This window comes from Cellulomonas sp. P1_C4 (genome assembly GCF_056406355.1).
In genome coordinates, this window is record NZ_JBFUAI010000013.1 from 56,004 (window position 1) to 73,398 (window position 17,395).

At 73.4% G+C, this 17,395-nt stretch carries 16 protein-coding genes; 3 read left to right on the forward strand and 13 right to left on the reverse strand.

Annotated elements, in window-relative coordinates:
* Positions 1-4 precede the first annotated feature (4 nt).
* Positions 5-871 carry a pyruvate formate-lyase-activating protein gene (gene pflA / locus AC1DYZ_RS11805; protein WP_477065380.1) on the forward strand — a complete coding sequence of 289 codons (867 nt, stop codon included), beginning with the start codon at positions 5-7 and terminating at the stop codon, positions 869-871.
* On the opposite strand, the gene AC1DYZ_RS11810 is transcribed toward pflA, so the two are convergent.
* The 5 genes from AC1DYZ_RS11810 to AC1DYZ_RS11830 form a co-directional block, all read right to left on the reverse strand.
* Positions 868-2,979: a 3-hydroxyacyl-CoA dehydrogenase NAD-binding domain-containing protein gene (locus AC1DYZ_RS11810; RefSeq protein WP_477065381.1), complete on the reverse strand. Its 2,112-nt coding sequence runs from the start codon at positions 2,977-2,979 to the stop codon at positions 868-870. The two genes, pflA and AC1DYZ_RS11810, sit on opposite strands and share 4 nt — an antisense overlap.
* Positions 2,976-4,220: a thiolase family protein gene (locus tag AC1DYZ_RS11815; protein ID WP_477065382.1), complete on the reverse strand. Its 1,245-nt coding sequence runs from the start codon at positions 4,218-4,220 to the stop codon at positions 2,976-2,978. The genes AC1DYZ_RS11810 and AC1DYZ_RS11815 overlap by 4 nt, the downstream gene beginning before the upstream one ends.
* A 124-nt stretch (positions 4,221-4,344) precedes the next feature.
* Complete coding sequence (locus tag AC1DYZ_RS11820) at positions 4,345-5,655, reverse strand: HRDC domain-containing protein (RefSeq protein WP_477065383.1); 1,311 nt, start codon at positions 5,653-5,655, stop codon at positions 4,345-4,347.
* A 110-nt stretch (positions 5,656-5,765) separates the two neighbouring features.
* Positions 5,766-6,179: a helix-turn-helix transcriptional regulator gene (locus AC1DYZ_RS11825; protein ID WP_477065503.1), complete on the reverse strand. Its 414-nt coding sequence runs from the start codon at positions 6,177-6,179 to the stop codon at positions 5,766-5,768.
* Between the two features lie 176 nt (positions 6,180-6,355).
* Complete coding sequence (locus AC1DYZ_RS11830; RefSeq protein WP_456824300.1) at positions 6,356-6,940, reverse strand: DUF3000 domain-containing protein; 585 nt, start codon at positions 6,938-6,940, stop codon at positions 6,356-6,358.
* A 246-nt stretch (positions 6,941-7,186) separates the two neighbouring features.
* Between AC1DYZ_RS11830 and gndA the strand changes: the two genes are divergently transcribed.
* Complete coding sequence (gene gndA, locus AC1DYZ_RS11835) at positions 7,187-8,641, forward strand: NADP-dependent phosphogluconate dehydrogenase (RefSeq protein WP_477065384.1); 1,455 nt, start codon at positions 7,187-7,189, stop codon at positions 8,639-8,641.
* The gene (locus AC1DYZ_RS11840; RefSeq protein ID WP_477065385.1) at positions 8,638-9,873 is read left to right on the forward strand and encodes a carboxylate--amine ligase; all 1,236 of its coding nucleotides are present in this window, start codon (positions 8,638-8,640) and stop codon (positions 9,871-9,873) included. Before gndA ends, AC1DYZ_RS11840 begins: the two co-directional genes overlap by 4 nt.
* Before the next feature lie 49 nt (positions 9,874-9,922).
* Here AC1DYZ_RS11840 and AC1DYZ_RS11845 read toward each other — a convergent pair whose 3' ends face one another.
* From AC1DYZ_RS11845 to AC1DYZ_RS11880, 8 genes are read right to left on the reverse strand one after another with little or no spacing between them, the layout of a single operon-like run.
* On the reverse strand, positions 9,923-10,408 hold the full coding sequence (locus tag AC1DYZ_RS11845; protein ID WP_477065386.1) for a hypothetical protein: 486 nt from the start codon (positions 10,406-10,408) through the stop codon (positions 9,923-9,925).
* Complete coding sequence (locus AC1DYZ_RS11850; RefSeq protein ID WP_477065387.1) at positions 10,405-11,187, reverse strand: dihydrofolate reductase family protein; 783 nt, start codon at positions 11,185-11,187, stop codon at positions 10,405-10,407. The genes AC1DYZ_RS11845 and AC1DYZ_RS11850 overlap by 4 nt, the downstream gene beginning before the upstream one ends.
* 10 nt (positions 11,188-11,197) lie before the next feature.
* Complete coding sequence (gene cobA / locus AC1DYZ_RS11855; RefSeq protein WP_477065388.1) at positions 11,198-12,394, reverse strand: uroporphyrinogen-III C-methyltransferase; 1,197 nt, start codon at positions 12,392-12,394, stop codon at positions 11,198-11,200.
* Positions 12,391-13,830: a sulfate adenylyltransferase subunit 1 gene (locus AC1DYZ_RS11860; protein WP_477065389.1), complete on the reverse strand. Its 1,440-nt coding sequence runs from the start codon at positions 13,828-13,830 to the stop codon at positions 12,391-12,393. Before AC1DYZ_RS11860 ends, cobA begins: the two co-directional genes overlap by 4 nt.
* Positions 13,830-14,732 carry a sulfate adenylyltransferase subunit CysD gene (gene cysD, locus AC1DYZ_RS11865; RefSeq protein WP_477065390.1) on the reverse strand — a complete coding sequence of 301 codons (903 nt, stop codon included), beginning with the start codon at positions 14,730-14,732 and terminating at the stop codon, positions 13,830-13,832. Before cysD ends, AC1DYZ_RS11860 begins: the two co-directional genes overlap by 1 nt.
* Complete coding sequence (locus AC1DYZ_RS11870; protein WP_477065391.1) at positions 14,729-15,418, reverse strand: phosphoadenylyl-sulfate reductase; 690 nt, start codon at positions 15,416-15,418, stop codon at positions 14,729-14,731. The genes cysD and AC1DYZ_RS11870 overlap by 4 nt, the downstream gene beginning before the upstream one ends.
* A complete protein-coding gene (locus AC1DYZ_RS11875; protein WP_456787299.1) occupies positions 15,415-15,573 on the reverse strand; it encodes a hypothetical protein in 159 nt (52 codons plus the stop codon). Before AC1DYZ_RS11875 ends, AC1DYZ_RS11870 begins: the two co-directional genes overlap by 4 nt.
* Positions 15,570-17,228 carry a nitrite/sulfite reductase gene (locus tag AC1DYZ_RS11880; RefSeq protein ID WP_477065392.1) on the reverse strand — a complete coding sequence of 553 codons (1,659 nt, stop codon included), beginning with the start codon at positions 17,226-17,228 and terminating at the stop codon, positions 15,570-15,572. Before AC1DYZ_RS11880 ends, AC1DYZ_RS11875 begins: the two co-directional genes overlap by 4 nt.
* Between the last annotated feature and the right edge of the window lie 167 nt (positions 17,229-17,395).

A 17,395-nucleotide genomic window follows, 5' to 3' on the forward strand; every position in this document is an offset into this window, starting at 1 on the left:
CGAGATGACGACGGTCCAGGCGGACGTGCCGGCATCGATGCCGACCGTTCGCCTGGGCCTGCCCCGGGCGCGGGCCGGCACGGACGGCCTGTCCACGGTCGAGCTCGACCACTCGGCCAAGATGGCCGCCGTGCGGGCGGGCGCCCTCGGCTCGGTCCACTCCTGGGAGCTCGTCACGGCCGTCGACGGGCCCGGCACGCGGCTCACGGTCTTCCTGGCCGGGTGCCCACTGCAGTGCCTGTACTGCCACAACCCCGACACCATGCAGATGCGCCGGGGGACCGACGTCACCGCGAACGAGATCCTGGCGCGCGTCGCGCGGTACCGGACGGTGTTCGCGGCGACCGGTGGCGGGCTCACGATCTCCGGCGGCGAGCCTTTGATGCAGCCGGCGTTCGTCCGGACGCTGCTGCGGGGCGCGAAGGCGATGGGCGTGCACACCACGATCGACACGTCCGGGTTCCTGGGCGCGCAGTGCACCGACGAGATGCTCGACGACGTCGACCTCGTGCTCCTCGACATCAAGTCCGGGCTGCCGGACACCTACCGCCGGGTGACCGGGCGCGCGCTGCAGCCCACGCTCGACTTCGGCCGCCGGCTGCGCGAGCGCGGCACCCGCACGTGGGTGCGGTTCGTGCTGGTGCCCGGGCTGACTGACGCCCCGGAGAACGTCGAGGCCGTGGCCGACCACGTCGTGGCCCTGGGCCCCGTCGTCGACCGCCTGGAGGTCCTGCCGTTCCACCAGATGGGCCGGGACAAGTGGGACGACCTGGGGATGCACTACGAGCTGGGAGACACGAAACCCCCGACCCCGGAGCTCGTCGAGCGCGTACGCGCGACGTTCCGGGACCGGGGGCTGGCCGTGTACTAGGCGCTCGGGACGTTCGCCACGCCGTCGGGCAGGATCCGACGGCCCAGCACGCGCTCCGAGTAGCCGGTGCGGTCGAGGTACGGCGTGAGCCCACCGAGGTGGAAGCCCCAGCCCGCGCCCAGGATCATGCAGAGGTCGATCTGCTGCGGGGTGGCGACGACGCCCTCCTCCAGCATGTGCCCGACCTCGACCGTGAGGGCGGTGAGCACGCTGTCGAGCACGCCCGCCTCGTCGAGCGGGGTGCCTGCGGCCGCCTCGGTGAACACCGACTGGATGGCCGGGTCGACCGGCTTGGGCAGCCCCTTGGCCTTGGCGGGCAGCACGACCGTGGTGCCGTCGGCCACGAGCTTCTCGAGGCCGGGGGAGCGCGGGAACCGATCGCCGAGCTCCTCGCGCAGCGACGTCAGCACGTGCAGGCCGACGGCGGGACCGACCAGGTCGAACAGCTCGAAGGGTGGCATCGGCAGGCCGAGGGGCCGCAGCGCGCGGTCCGCGACCTCGACCGGCGTGCCCTTCTCGACCGCGTCGACGATCACGCCGAGCAGCAGGACGAGCAGCCGGTTGACGACGAAGCCCGGGCGGTCCGCCACGAGGACGGCCGTCTTGCGCAGCTTGGCCGCGACCGCGAACCCGGTGGCCAGCGCCTCGAGCGACGTGTGCTCGGCCTGCACGACCTCGACCAGCGGCATCGCGGCCACGGGGTTGAAGAAGTGCAGCCCGACCACGCGCTCGGGGTGCTGCAGGTCGGCGGCCATGGCGCTCACGCTCAGCGCGGACGTGTTCGTCGCCAGGATGGTGGTCGGGGCGATGACCGTCTCGAGCTCGGCGAAGACCTTCTTCTTGAGGTCGAGGATCTCCGTGACCGCCTCGATGACGAGGTCGCACGACGCGAACTCGGCCAGGTCGGTGGTGCCGTGGATCGACCCGATCAGGCGGCTCGCCGCGGACTCGCTCATGCGACCCGTCGACGTGAGGCGCTCGACGGAGGACCGCACCGCGGCGAGGCCCTTGTCGACGCGCTCCTGGTCGAGGTCCCGCATGACGACCGGCACGCCCAGGCGCTGCGCGAAGAGCATCGCGATCTGCGCGGCCATGAGCCCGGCGCCGACGATGCCGACGCGCGTGACCGGCTGCGCGAGCGAGCGGTCGGGCGCGCCCACCGGCTTCTTGCCGCCGGAGACCAGCCCGAACGCGTAGATCGACGCGCGCATCTCGTCGCTCATGATGAGGTCGGCGAGCGCCTCGTCCTCGGCCGCGAAGGCCTCGGCGCGCGACGCCGTGCGGGCGTCGGCCACCAGGTCGAGAGCGCGGTACGGCGCCGGTCGTGAGCGGTTGATGACCGCGTCGAGGCGCTGCCGCGCGGCGGCGACGACGCCGTCCCAGACCTCGGCGGAGTCGAGCTCGCGCCGCTCGACCACGACCTCGCCCGTGACCACGCGGGCGGCCCAGCGGATCGACTCCTCGAGGAAGTCGGCGGGGTCCAGCACGAMGTCCATGAGGCCGATCTGCGCGGCCTCCTGGGCGGCGAACGGCTTGTTGGCCGCCGGCCGTGTGAGGATGACGTCGAGCGCCTTCTCGACCCCGACGAGCCGCGGCACGATGTACGCGCCGCCCCAGCCGGGGACCAGGCCGAGCCCGGTCTCGGGCAGCGCGAGCGCCCGGACGTCGGAGGCGACCGTGCGGTAGTCGCAGTTCAGCGCCAGCTCGAGGCCGCCGCCCAGCGCGACGCCGTTGACGAACGCGAACGTCGGGACGCCCATCGTGTGCAGCAGCTCGTAGGCCGCGTGGCCCCCCTGGCCGAGGCCCAGGGCGACGTCGCGGCCGGCGATGGTGCCGATCTGGGTGAGGTCGGCGCCGGCGGCCAGGAAGTACGGCTTGCCGGTGACGGCGACGGCCGCGATCTCGCCGGCCGCGACGCGTGCCTGGACGGCGGTGAGCGTCACGGTCAGCTCCGCGATGCCCTGGGCGCCGAACGTGGTCGGCTTGGTGTGGTCCAGGCCGTTGTCGATGGTGACGAGCGCGAGCGTGCCGGCTCCGCCGGGCAGGGTGACGTCGCGGGCGATCGCGTGGCTGACGCGCTCGGGGCGCGGTTCCGTGGAGGTGCTCACTTGACGTTCCCCTCGAGGGCCTCGTAGTCGGCGTGGTGCGGGTTCTCCCAGATGACGGTCCCGCCCTGGCCCAGTCCCACGCACATGGTGGTCAGGCCGTAGCGGACGTCCGGGTTCTCCTCGAACTGGCGGGCCAGCTGCGTCATCAGGCGCACGCCCGACGAGGCCAGCGGGTGTCCGACGGCGATCGCGCCGCCGTACTGGTTGACGCGCGGGTCGTCGTCGGCGATGCCGAAGGCGTCGAGGAAGGAGAGCACCTGGACCGCGAACGCCTCGTTGATCTCGAACAGGCCGATGTCCTCGATGGACAGGCCCGCGCGGTCGAGCGCCTTGACCGTGGCCGGCACCGGGCCGATGCCCATGATCTCGGGCTCCACGCCGGCGTAGGCGAACGACACCATCCGCATGCGGGTGGGCAGGCCCAGCTCGGCGGCCGTGTCCTCGGCCGCGAGCAGGCAGGACGCGGCGCCGTCCGTCAGCGGGGCTGCGGTGCCGGCGGTGACGCGACCGCCCGCGCGGAACGGCGTCGGCAGCTTCTGGATCGCCTCGACGGTGGTGCCGGGGCGCGGCGGCTCGTCGGCAGTGGCCAGGCCCCAGCCGTTCTCCGGGTCGCGCAGCGCGACGGGGACCAGGTCGGGCTCGATCTTGCCGGCGGCCAGCGCGGCGGCGTACTTGTCCTGGCTGGCGACGCCGTACGCGTCGGCCCGCTCGCGGGTCAGCGCGGGGAACTTGTCGTGCAGGTTCTCGGCGGTGACGCCCATGTTGAGCGCGTCGTTGGCCACCAGGCGCTCGGACAGGAACCGCGGGTTCGGGTCGGCGTCGAAGCCCATCGGGTGGTGGCCCATGTGCTCGACACCACCGGCGAGCGCGACGTCCTGCGCCCCGACGCCGATCGCGGCGGCGGTGTTGGTCACCGCGGTCATGGCACCGGCGCACATGCGGTCGATCGCGTAGCCGGGGACGGACCGGGGGAGCCCGGCCAGGACGCCGACCGTACGGCCGAGCGTGAGGCCCTGGTCGCCCTGCTGCGTGGTCGCGGCGATGGCGACCTCGTCGATGCGCTCCGGCGGGAGCTCAGGGTGGCGGCGCAGGAGCTCGCGGACGGTCTTGACCGACAGGTCGTCGGCGCGGGTGTGGGCGTACAGCCCGTCCTTGCGCGCACGGCCGAACGGGGTGCGGACCCCGTCGACGAAGACGACGCGCCGGACGAGGGCGGCGGGCCGCGAGGAATTGGTGGGCATCAAGCCTCCAGGGGCGGGACGGCGGTGTCCGACGAGCTCGCAGCAGCGGGCCCGCGACGGTCGACGCTACCCGGGTCTACCCAGGCGGTGCCAGCCGTAAGTTACCGAAGAGTAACACCGGCGCTCAGTCGCGCGGGAGGGCCTCGAACGTGTCGGCCAACCGCTGCGCGACGAGCTCGATCTGCCACGGCCGGGCCCCGCCCGCCCGCAGGAATCCGGCGATCCCGTCGGCGTCGAGGACCTCGGGCGGCGTCCAGCACAGCCGGCGCAGCAGGTCGGGCTGCAGCAGGTTCTCGGCGGGGACGTCGTGGGTGGTCGACAGGTCCGCGACCACCTCGCGGGCGGCGACCAGGCGTGCGGCGGCGGCCGGGTCCTTCTCCGCCCAGGCGCGGGGCGGCGGCGGTGCGTCGCTCTTGGGCCCGCGCACCGAGGGAAGCTGGTCGTCCGGGGTCGCCAGGCCGCGGTCGATCGCCTGCTGCCAGAGGGCGGCGCGGCGGCGAGTGCCCTTGCCGGCGAACGCGGGCAGGGCCGTGAGGGCGCCGAGCGACCCCGGCAGCGCCTGCGCGGCGGCGACGATCGCGTGGTCCGGCAGGACGCGGCCGGGGGAGATGTCGCGGGTGCGGGCGTTCTGGTCGCGCGTGAGCCAGAGCTCGCGGACCACCGCCAGCCGGCGGGCGTCGCGGATGGCATGCAAGCCGGAGACGCGGCGCCACGGCTCGACCCGGGGCGCGGGCGGGGCTGCGGTGCGCACGGCCTCGAACTCCTGCGCGGCCCACTCGGCCTTGCCCGCGACGGCCAGCCGCTCGGCCAGCACCTCGCGCAGCTCGACCAGGACCTCGACGTCGAGCGCGGCGTAGCGCAGCCACTCGGTGGGCAGCGGGCGCGTGGACCAATCGACCGCCGAGTGCTCCTTCGCGAGCCCGAGGCCGAGGGCGTCCGCGACGACCGCGGCCAGCCCGACCCGCTCGAGCCCGAGCAGGCGTGCGCCGAGCTCGGTGTCGAACACGCGGCTGGGCCGCATCCCCTGCTCCGCCAGGCCCGGCAGGTCCTGCGAGGCGGCGTGCAGCACCCACTCGACGCCGACCAGCGCGTCGGACAGCGACGACAGGTCGGGGACGGCGATGGGGTCGATGAGCGCGGTGCCGGCGCCCTCGCGCCGGATCTGGACCAGGTACGTGCGCTGTCCGTAGCGGTAGCCGGACGCCCGCTCGGCGTCGACGGCGACCGGACCGGTGCCTGCGCCGAACGCCGCGACCACGGCCGCGAGAGCCTCGGGGGTTTCGACGACCGGCGGGATGCCCTCGGCCGGCTCGGTGAGCATGACGACCTCGGTGGCTGCATCAACCTCGGTGGCCGCATCGACCTCGGCGCTGTCGGGGGTCGGCGGCGGCACAGTGCCCCCGGCGGGGGCGCCGGCGGTCGCCTCAGGTCGCATGGGACCACGGTAAGCGACGACCCGGACGCATCTGCGCAGGCCGCGCGGGCGGCGCGTACTTCTGTCGAGGTGTCATCCGTACGCCCGACGTACCGGGCGGAGCGGGCCCGTCAGGCCAGGACGCCGCCGCGGATCGAGATCGCCACGAGCTCGGCGCGGTCGCCCGTGCCCAGCTTGCGGGAGATGCGGGCCAGGTGGCTCTTCACCGTGAGCGCGGACAGGCCGAGGTCCTCGCCGATGAGGCGGTTGGTGCGCCCGTCGGCCACCAGTCGCAGGACGCTGATCTCCCGGGCGGTGAGCTCGGGCAGGGGAGGGGGCGCAGCGGCGACCACGGCGGTGCGCGGCAGGCTCTGCGCGACGGCGCCGGCGACGACGCCGCGCAGCCCGCCCTGCAGGAGCACGCTGAGCTCGGGGCGGCTGGCGCGACGCGTGAGCACGACGACCCGCGGAGCGCCGCGACGACGCAGGTTACGGACCAGCAGGGCGCCGTCTCCGTCGGCCACCTCCGTGACGACCACGCACATCTGCTGGGTCGACGGGGGCGTTACCGTCCGAGAGGTCGGCACACCGGCCCGCAGCCCGGGCCGACGTACCGGGGCCACGTCTCGTCGCAGGGGCTCGATGGTCACGTGCCAGTCATCGGCATCGTGGTGCGCCGACTTGAGGTCGAAGTTGCGACCTGGCCCCCCCGGACCTCCGGTCAGCGCCTCGGCCCGAGGGCGACGACGCCGTCGGGCAGGGGTTCGAGGCCCGCCGCGGTGCACAGCAACGTGCCCCAGGCCTGCAGGTGGGGGCCGAGGTCCTCGTCGGCCGCGGTCCAGGACGCGCGGATCTCGAGCTCGGTCTGCTCCGAACGCCGCTCGAGGGCGCCGAAGCTCTGGGAGAGCACGCGGGTGACGGTCCCGCCGGCCGCGTGGGCGTCCAGCCCGGACTCCTCGAGGGCGTCCGTGAACCAGGTCCACGCCACCTCGGCGAGCAGCGGGTCCGCACCGACCTCGGCCTCCAGCGTCGCGCGCACGAGCGTGACCAGGCGGAAGTGGCCGTCCCAGGCCTCCTGGCCCGCGGGGTCGAAGAGGACGACGAACCGGCCGGACGCCAGCTCCTCCGCGGCGACCGAGCGTCGGGCCGTCCGGACCTCGGCCGTGAGCGCCGCCGAGAAGGGTGCGATGCGCGCTGGACCGGGTACCTCGTCGAGGATGACCTCCGGGCGGACGGTCACCCGGCGGAGCGAGCGCAGCGCGCTGACGAACTCGACCGGGACGTCCTCAGGACCAGCGGGTGTCACGCAGTGGAGCGTACGCACGGCAGTCGCTGAACGGGTGTCCGGCACGCCGCCGCCGACGCGCGGGGCTGCCCGTCTCGCCGTCCGGCACACCCCTGTGGTCCGCGGCGCACCGGACTAGGCTGACCCGCGCACCCAGCACCCCCGGACGTCGCCCCACCCGACCTGCGCCTGCACGTGCCCCGCACCTGCTCGTCGCCGTCGCGGCCGCGGCGCGTACCGGCCGTCGATCGAAGGAGCACTCCCCGCATGGTCGCCTCAGGAACCGCCACCGGAACCGCCCAGATCGGCGTCACGGGGTTGGCGGTGATGGGCCGCAACCTCGCGCGCAACTTCGCGCGCAACGGCTACACGGTGGCCATCCACAACCGCTCCTACGCGAAGACCGAGTCGCTCGTGGCGGACCACGGCGACGAGGGCGCGTTCGTGCCGTCCGAGTCCGTCGAGGACTTCGTCGCGTCCCTGGCGCGGCCCCGCAAGATCGTCGTCATGGTCAAGGCCGGCGGCCCCACGGACGCGGTCATCGACGAGCTCGTGCCGTTCCTGGAGGAGGGCGACATCGTCGTCGACGCCGGCAACGCGCACTTCCCGGACACGATCCGCCGCGAGGCCGCGCTGCGCGAGAAGGGGCTGCACTTCGTCGGCTCCGGCGTCTCGGGCGGCGAGGAGGGTGCTCTGCTCGGCCCGTCGATCATGCCCGGCGGTACCAAGGAGTCGTACGAGTCGCTCGGGCCGATCCTCGAGAAGATCTCGGCCAAGGTCGACGGCGTGCCGTGCTGCACGTACATCGGCCCGGACGGCGCCGGTCACTTCGTGAAGATGGTGCACAACGGCATCGAGTACGCCGACATGCAGCTCATCGCGGAGGCGTACGACCTGCTGCGCCAGGGGCTGGGTGCCTCGGCCGCGGAGATCGGCCAGATCTTCGCCGAGTGGAACACCGGGGACCTCGAGTCGTTCCTCATCGAGATCACCGCGGACGTCCTGCAGCACGTCGACGCCGAGACGGGGTCGGCGTTCGTCGACATCGTGCTCGACCAGGCGGAGCAGAAGGGCACCGGTCGCTGGACCGTGCAGAACGCGCTCGACCTCGGCGTGCCGATCACGGGCATCGCGGAGGCGACGTTCGCGCGCGCCCTGTCCGGCTCGGTCCCGCAGCGGTCGGCCGCGCTGGGCGTGCTCCCCGCGCACACGACCCCGTGGGACGTGACCGACCGCGACGGCTTCATCGAGGACGTCCGGCTCGCGCTGTACGCCTCCAAGGTGGTCGCGTACTCGCAGGGCTTCGACCAGATCGCCGCCGCGAGCGCCGAGTTCGGCTGGGACATCGACCGCGGGGCCATGGCCCGCATCTGGCGCGGCGGCTGCATCATCCGCGCGCGCTTCCTCAACCGCATCACCGAGGCCTACGAGCGCGACGCCCACCTGCCGCTGCTGCTCGCCGACGAGTACTTCACGGGCGCGGTCGGCAACGGCGTCGAGGCCTGGCGCCGGATCGTCGCGGGCGCCGCGCTGCACGGCGTGCCCACGCCGGCGTTCTCGTCGTCGCTGTCGTACTACGACGGTGTCCGGGCCGAGCGGCTCCCTGCCGCGCTGATCCAGGCGCAGCGCGACTTCTTCGGCGCGCACACCTACCGGCGTACCGACAAGGACGGCACCTTCCACACCGGTTGGTCGGCCGACCGCTCCGAGCAGACCGCGTGAGCGGGACGGCGCTGCAGCCCGTCATCCTCGGCGCCGACATCGGCGTGTACGCCCTGGCCCGGTCGTTCCACGAGGCCTACGGCGTCACGTCGGTGGTCGTCGCCGGCGCGGCGCTCGGTCCGGTCGCGCACTCGAAGATCGTGCGGCACGAGATCGTCGCCGACGGCCACGACCCCCGCCAGCTGGTGGACCGGCTGGTCGCGGTCGCGCAGGGGATGCCCGACAAGCGCCTGCTGCTCATGGCGAACTCGGACTGGCTGGTCCGCGTGGTCGTGCAGCACCGGGCGCTGCTCGAGCAGTACTACGTGGTCCCGTTCCTGTCGGAGCACCTGCTCGACAAGCTCTCCGACAAGGCGACGTTCGCCGAGATCTGCACCGAGCTCGGCATCTCCGTGCCGCGCACGATCGTGCAGGAGTTCTCCGGCGGCACGTCCTGGGAGGCCGCTCCGGTCGACCTGGAGTACCCGCTGATCGCGAAGGCGGCGAGCAGCGCGGACTACCAGGACATCGAGTTCGAGGGCAAGAAGAAGGTCTTCGAGATCGCGACGCCCGACGAGCTGGCGTGGCTGTGGGGCGCGCTGCGCGAGGCTGGGTTCCACGGGCGGTTCGTCGTCCAGGAGCTCGTGCCGGGCGACGACACCCAGATGCGGTCGATCACGGCGTACGTCGACACGCACGGCGAGATCACCCTGCTCTGCTCGGCGCACGTGCTGCTCGAGGAGCACACGCCGTCCGGGCTGGGCAACCCCGCCGCCATGATCACCACGCGCGACGACGCGATGCTCGAGCAGGCGCGCACGTTCCTCACCTCGACCGGGTACCGCGGGTTCGCCAACTTCGACGTCAAGGTGGACCCGCGCACCGGGCAGTTCCGGTTCTTCGAGGTCAACCCGCGGATCGGGCGCAACAACTACTACGTGACCGCGGCGGGGGCCAACCCGATGCGGTTCGTGGTCGAGGACGCGGTCGAGGGTCGGTCGGTGCCGCCCGTCGTCGTCGAGAAGGAGATCCTCTACTCGGTCGTGCCGCACCGGCTGCTGCTCAAGTACGTGCGGGACCCGCAGCTCGCCGCGTGGATCCGTCGCCTGGTCAAGGCGAAGGCCGTGGCGCGTCCGCTGGAGTACCGCGGGGACCTGTCGCCGCGCCGCCGGCTGTACGTCTGGATGGCGCTGGTCAACCAGGTGCGCAAGTTCCGGCGGTACTACCCGGAGGTCACGTCGACCGGGTTCTGAGCGCTCAGAAGGGCGGCACCCGACGCGGGGTGCCGCCCTTCTGCGTCGGTCAGCCGATCTCGCTGGTGCCCGAGTACAGGTGCAGCACGGGGACCTGCAGCTCCTCGCGCGCCCGGGACGCCCAGTCGCGGTGGAACGTGTCCTCGACGGCGTGCGGGTAGGTCACGACGGCGACCTCGACCACGTCGCCGTCGGCCACGGCGGCCTTGAGCGCGGGCAGCGGGTCGTCGTCGACGACGGAGCCGGTGGCCTCGCGGCCCGCGGCCATGAACGCGGCGATGCTGCCGGCCAGCTGCTCGTCGGCGGTCGACTTGGCCTCGTGCGTGGAGGGCTCCTTGCCGAGCGCGCGGTGCCACGCCTCCTTGAGCTCGCCGAGGCTGAGGTTGTCGATGATCGTGGAGACGAGCGGTCGGTCCGTGTCCGCCGGGACGAGGACGCGGTACGCGTACGTCTCGCCCTCGTGCAGGGCGAGCAGCTTCTCGACGTCGGCGCTGGCGAGGGTGTCCTCCGTGAGGACGATGATCGTGTCGGTCACGCGCCGAGCCTAGCCACCCGCCACCGTCCCAGCAGCACGCCGTCCGCGTGGAGCAGGTGCAGCGGCGCCAGTGCGCGGGGCGGCACGAACCAGGTGGGCAGGTGCGTGATGCGCCCCACGGGTCCGCCGACCAGCTGCGGGCTCCAGGTCAGGCAGAGCTCGTCGAGCAGGTCCGCGTCGAGCAGCTGGGCCAGGAGGGTCGGGCCGCCCTCGGCCAGGACGCGCACGAGCCCGCGGTCGGCCAGGGCCGCGACGACCGCCCGGGGATCGACGGGACCCGGGATCCCACCGTCGGCCACGACGACATGGTCGGCGCCGATCCGCTCCCGGAGCGCGTCCAACGACGGGTTCACGCCGGTGGTGAGCACGATCGGCGGGCGCTCGGAGTCGAGCAGCTCGGCGGGGAGCACGCCMGAGGCCGTGACCACCGCGAGCTCGAGCCGCTCCGGCAGGCCGAGGGCGGCCCGCGCCGCCCGCAGCTCGGCGGGGACCTCCAGCGCCGTGTAGCGCTCGCCGCGGGCCGTGCCGGCGCCGACGAGCACGACGTCCGCGAGCGCGCGCAGCACGCGGAACACCCGGAAGTCGGCCGGGCCGTTGATGGAGCCGCTCAGGTGGTTCGCGCCCGTCGCCGCCCCGTCGAGCGTGGTCACCATGTTGGCGCGCACGACCGGACCGTCGGCGAACAGGGCGAGCAGCTCGGCCTCGTCGGCGCTCGGCTCCAGGCGGCGGGCGCTCGCGTCGAGGGGGAGCAGGACGTCGAGCGCGGGGAGGTCGGGCACGAGCGCCAACCTAGGCCAGGACGTCCGCCAGTGCCGCGACGTCCCCGATGACCACGACCGCCGGGTTGCCGACCCCGCGCTCGCGGGCTCGGTCCGCGATGTCGGCCAGCGTGCCGACCGTGGTCCGCTGCCCGGGCAGCGTGCCGTTCTCGATGACGGCCGCCGGCGTGCCCGGGTCCTTGCCGTGCGCGAGCAGCTCGCGCGTGTGCGACGCCAGCTGGGCCACGCCCATGAGCAGCACGAGGGTGCCCTCGAGCCGGGCGAGCGTCGACCAGTCGGGGGCCGTGTCGTGCGCCGAGAGGATGGTGAGCTGCCGGGCCAGGCCGCGGTGCGTCACCGGGATGCCGGCGGCCGCGGGGACCGCGAGCGCGCTGGTCACGCCGGGCACGACGTCGACCTGTACCCCGGCCTCGAGGCACGCGAGCACCTCCTCGCCGCCGCGGCCGAGCACGAACGGGTCGCCGCCCTTGAGCCGGACGACGCGGTGCCCGGCCCGGGCCCGCTCGACGAGGACGGCGTTGATCTCGGTCTGCGTGAGGGTGTGCGCGTGCGGGGACTTGCCCGCCTCGATGATCTCGACGGTGGGGTCCAGCTCGGCCAGCAGTGCGCGGGGGGCCAGGCGATCGACGACGACGACGTCGGCCTCGGCGAGCGCGCGGCGCCCGCGGGTGGTGATCAGGCCCGGGTCGCCCGGACCGCCACCGACGAGCGTCACGCGGCCGGTCGACGGGCGGTGGTGGCGCAGCGGCAGGCCGCCGGTGTCGAGCAGGAGCGCGATGGCGGACCGCAGCGCGGCGGCGCGGCGCGGGTCGCCGCCCGCGCCGACGGCCACGGTGACGTCGCCCGTCCGTGCGACGGCCGGCGTCCAGGCGGTCGACGCGCTGGCGTCGTCGGCACGCACGCACCACAAGCGTGCGGCCTCGGCGTCGGCCGCGACGGCGTCGTCGACCGCGCGCTCGCCCGTCGCCGTGTGGACCAGCCAGGCGCCGTCGAGATCGGTGGCGAGGTAGTCGCGGGAGCGCCAGGTGACGCGGCCCGCGGCGGCGAGCTCGGCGAGGTCCTCGCAGAGCGCGGGCGCTACCACCACGACGTCGGCGCCGTCCTCGACCAGCCGCGCCGCCCGCCGCGCCGCGACCGGACCGCCGCCCACGACGACGACGCGCCGGCCGGTCACGTCGAGCAGCAGCGCGTGCTGCGGGGTGCTCATATCCCCGACCCAGCGAACCAGTCGTCGTCGTCCTGCGCCGGGGGTGCCGGGGTGAGCCGGTCCAGCAGGGTGGCGCCGATCATGCCCGCGGCGAGCGTGGTGCCGTCGGCCGGGTCGACCAGGAGGAAGCCGCCCGTGCGCCGGTGGGTGGCGTACTCGTCGAGCACGATCGGCTCCGCCAGCCGGATCTTCACGCGCCCGATCGCGTTGAGCGTGAGCGCGCGCGGCGGGATGTCGGAGGACGTGTCGGTGGCGTCGACCAGGTGCAGCGTGTCGACGCCGTCCCAGGCGTCGACCGTCAGGGTGTCGACGTCGAGCCGCGCGTTGACCTCCCGCAGGAGCGCGCGGACGGTGCGGGTGCCCACGCGGACCAGCAGCCGGGCGCCCAGGACGCTGCGCTTCTCCGCGAGCCAGCAGACGGTGCCGACGAGGTCCGTGCCGACCTCGACCGCCGCCGCGCTCGGCACGAGGACGTCCCCGCGCGCCACGTCGACGTCGTCGGCCAGCCGCAGCGTCACCGACTGGGGTGCGTGCGCCTCGGTCAGCGGCCCGTCGAACGTGTCGATCCCGACGACCGTGCTGCGCTTGCCCGACGGCAGGACCGTGACCTCGTCGCCGACCGACACGACGCCGGACGCGACCCGCCCCGCGTACCCGCGGTAGTCGGGGTGTTCCGCGGTGCGCGGCCGGATGACCACCTGCACCGGGAACCGGAACGGCTCGGACAGGGCGTCGCGGCCCACCGGCACCGACTCGAGGTGCTCGAGCAGCGTCGGACCGTCGTACCAGGGCGTCCGCGTGGAGCGGTCCACCACGTTGTCGCCGGCGAGCGCCGACAGCGGGACCGCGGTGACGTCCTCGATGCCGAGGCTGAGCGCGTAGGCCGTGAACTGGTCGGCGATCGCGCGGAACGTCGCCTCGTCGAAGTCGACCAGGTCCATCTTGTTCACGGCGAGCACGACGTGCGGCACGCGCAGCAGCGCGGTGATGGTGGCGTGCCGGCGGGTCTGCTCGAGCACGCCCTTGCGGGCGTCCACCAGCACGATCGCGAGCTCGGCCGTCGACGCGCCGGTCACCATGTTGCGCGTGTACTGCACGTGGCCCGGGGTGTCGGCGAGCACGAACGCGCGGGTGGCCGTCGAGAAGTAGCGGTACGCCACGTCGATGGTGATGCCCTGCTCGCGCTCGGCGCGCAGCCCGTCGGTGAGCAGCGCGAGGTCGACGTCGCCGCCGCCGCGGGCGAGCGTGGCGGCCTCGACGGCGCTCAGCTGGTCGGCCAGCACCGACTTCGTGTCGTAGAGCAGGCGGCCGATCAGCGTGCTCTTCCCGTCGTCGACGGAGCCGGCCGTGGCCAGGCGCAGGAGGTCCCGCGTCGCATGCTCGGTCACGTGATGGATCTCCTCGGTCGGGTCGAGCTGGCTGGTCGCGGCGCCCATCAGAAGTAGCCCTCGCGCTTGCGGTCCTCCATGGCGGCCTCGGACGCGCGGTCGTCGGCACGCGTCGCGCCGCGCTCGGTCAGGCGGCTGGCGCCGACCTCCGCGATGACCTCGGGGATGGTCGACGCCTCGGACTCGACGGCGCCGGTGCAGCTCATGTCGCCGACGGTCCGGTAGCGGACCGTGCGGACCTCGAGGGTCTCGGCCGCCCGCGGGCCGCCCCACTCGCCGGGCGCCAGCCACATGCCGTCGCGCAGGAACACCTCGCGCTGGTGGGAGTAGTAGATCGAGGGCAGCTCGATCTGTTCGCGCTCGATGTAGCGCCACACGTCCAGCTCGGTCCAGTTGGACAGCGGGAAGACGCGCACGTGCTCGCCGGGCTTGTGGCGGCCGTTGTAGAGGTCCCACAGCTCGGGGCGCTGGCGTCGGGGGTCCCACTGGCCGAACTCGTCGCGCAGGGAGAAGACGCGCTCCTTGGCGCGGGCCTTCTCCTCGTCGCGGCGGCCGCCGCCGAACACCGCGTCGAACTTGTGCGCGGTGATGCCGTCCAGCAGCGGGACCGTCTGCAGCGGGTTGCGCGAGCCGTCGGCGCGCTCGACCACGCGGCCGTCGTCGATGGCGTCCTGCACGCTGGCGACGACGAGCCGCAGCCCGTGCTCGGCGACGACGCGGTCGCGGTACTCGATGACCTCGGGAAAGTTGTGCCCCGTGTCGACGTGCATGAGCGCGAACGGCACCGGGGCGGGCCAGAACGCCTTGCGGGCCAGGTGCAGCATGACTATCGAGTCCTTGCCGCCGCTGAACAGCAGCACCGGACGCTCGAACTCGCCGGCCACCTCCCGCATGACGTGGATGGCCTCGGACTCGAGGGCGTCCAGCTGGGTCAGCGTCACCACGCTCATGTGTGCAACCCGCATTCGATCTTGGAGGTACCGGACCAGCGACCCGCGCGGGGGTCCTCGCCGGGGGCGACGGCCCGCGTGCACGGGGCGCAGCCGATGGAGGCGTAGCCGGCCTGGCGCAGCGGGTTGAGCACCACGTGGTGCTCGTCGACGTAGGCGTCCACGTCCGCCTGCGTCCACGCCGCCAGCGGGTTGAGCTTGACCTTGCCGCGCTTGGCGTCCCACCCGACGACGGTGATGTCCGTGCGGGTCGGGGCGTCCTCGCGGCGCATGCCGGTGACCCACGCGGTGTACGGCTCCAGGCCGCGCTCGAGCGGCTCGACCTTGCGCAGGGCGCAGCACAGGTTCGGGTCCCGGTCGTGGAGCTTCTCGCCGTGCTCGGCGTCCTGCTCGGCGACCGTGCGCAGCGGCAGGATCGTGCGCAGCGAGATGTTCGTGAAGTCGGCGTAGTAGTCGCGCGTCCCCAGGGTCTCTGCGAAGTGGTAGCCGGTGTCGAGGAAGATCACGTCGATGCCGGGGACGGCCTCGGCGGCGATGTGCACGAGCACCTCGTCGCCCATCGACGACGCCAGGACGAGGTCCGTGCCGAACGTCTCGGCGGCCCAGCGCAGGATCTCCGCGGGGTGGGCGCCCTCGAGGTCGCGGCCCGCCTGCTCGGCGAGCTCTCGCAGGTCGGTGGTGATCATGAGCGCGCCACCAGCCCGACGAACTTCAGCGCGAACGCGCGGGTGCACGAGCGGCACTCCCACTGGCCGTGGGTCTCGCCGGCGGGCCACAGGTCCTCGCTGGCGCAGAACGGGCAGTAGTAGGGCACCGCCCGCTCGCCTGACGTTCCGCTCATCGCAGGTCCTCCTCGTCCGCCCGCTGGGCCCACTGCGCGAACAGCTCGCCGTCCACCCGCTGCTCGTCGAACTTGCGCGTGACGCGCTCGATGTAGTCGGGGAGCTCCTCGGCCGGGACGCGCAGACCGCGCAGCGTCTTCCCGAGCCCGCTCGTCAGCCCGAGGCCGCCGCCGAGGTGCACCTGGTAGCCGTCCTCGCCGTTCGCCAGCGCGCCCTTGAGGCCGATGTCGGCCGTCTGGATGCGTGCGCACGAGTTGGGGCAGCCGTTGAGGTTGATGGTGATCGGCTGGTCGAACGTGGGGAGCCGGTCTTCCAGCTCGCCGATGAGGTGCGTCGCTCGCGCCTTGGTCTCGACGATCGCCAGCTTGCAGAACTCGATCCCCGTGCACGCCATGGTGCCGCGGCGGAACGTGCTCGCGGACCGGACCGGGAGCCCCAGCGCCTCGAGCCCCCCGACCAGCGGGTCCACCTTCTCCGGCGCGACGTCGAGCACGACGATCTTCTGCTCGACGGTCAGCCGGACCTTGTCCGACCCCGCGGTCTCGACGAGATCGGCCAGCTGCTGCAGCAGCTCGCCCGAGATGCGACCGACCGTGGGCGCCATGCCGACGTAGAAGTTCCCGTCGTTCTGCGGGTGCACGCCGACGTGGTCGCGGCGGCCCGAGGGCGGCGGAGGCGGCTCGGGACCGTCCTCCAGCGCGAAGCCGAGGTACTCGCCCTCCAGCACCTGCCGGAACAGCTCCGGTCCCCAGTCGGCGACCAGGAACTTCAGGCGCGCTCGCGTCCGCAGCCGGCGGTAGCCGTAGTCGCGGAAGATGCTCACGACGCCGACCCACACGTCCGGGATCTGCTCGAGCGTGACGAACGCGCCCAGGCGCACGCCCAGCTTCGGGTTGGTGGACAGGCCGCCGCCGACCCACAGGTCGAAGCCGGGACCGAGCTCGGGGTGCACCACGCCGACGAACGCGACGTCGTTGATCTCGTGCGCGACGTCGTGGTGCGGCGAGCCGCTGATCGCGGTCTTGAACTTGCGGGGGAGGTTGGAGAAGCGCGGGTCGCCGATGTAGTTGTCGACGATCGCGCGCACGGCCGGGGTGCCGTCGATGATCTCGTCGGCCGCGACGCCCGCGACGGGGGACCCGAGCACGACACGCGGGCAGTCACCGCAGGCCTCCTGGGTGCTGAGCCCGACGGCTTCGAGCCGGCGCCAGATCTCCGGGACGTCCTCGACGCGGATCCAGTGCAGCTGGATGTTCTGCCGGTCCGTGACGTCCGCGGTGCCGCGGCCGAACTCGACGGAGATGTCCGCGATGGTGCGCAGCTGCTGCAGGCTCAGGGCGCCGCCGTCGCAGCGCACGCGGAGCATGAAGAACTCGTCGTCCAGCTCGTGCGGCTCGAGCGTCGCCGTCTTGCCGCCGTCGATCCCGGGCTTGCGCTGCGTGTAGAGCCCCCACCAGCGCATCCGGCCGCGCAGGTCCTCCGGCGCGATGCTCGCGAAGCCCTCGCGGGAGTACACGTCCTCGATCCGCTGCCGGACGTTCAGGGCGTCGTCCTGCTGCTTGAACAGCTCGTTGCCGTTCAGCGGTTCCGTCTGGCCGAACGCCCACTGGCCCTCGGCACGAGCAGCGGGTGGGGCGATCCTGGTGTGCGCCATAGGGGCGTTATCTCCGGAAGAACGTGGACGTGCGCCTGCACCCACCGCTGGGGGAGCGGTTCTTAGGACGCAGACCGCGCGCCCGAGGGGACGAGGGGCGGGGTCAGTTGCTCCGCGGACAGCAGCACACGCACGGGTCCGCGACGACGGTGCACATGCACCGACAC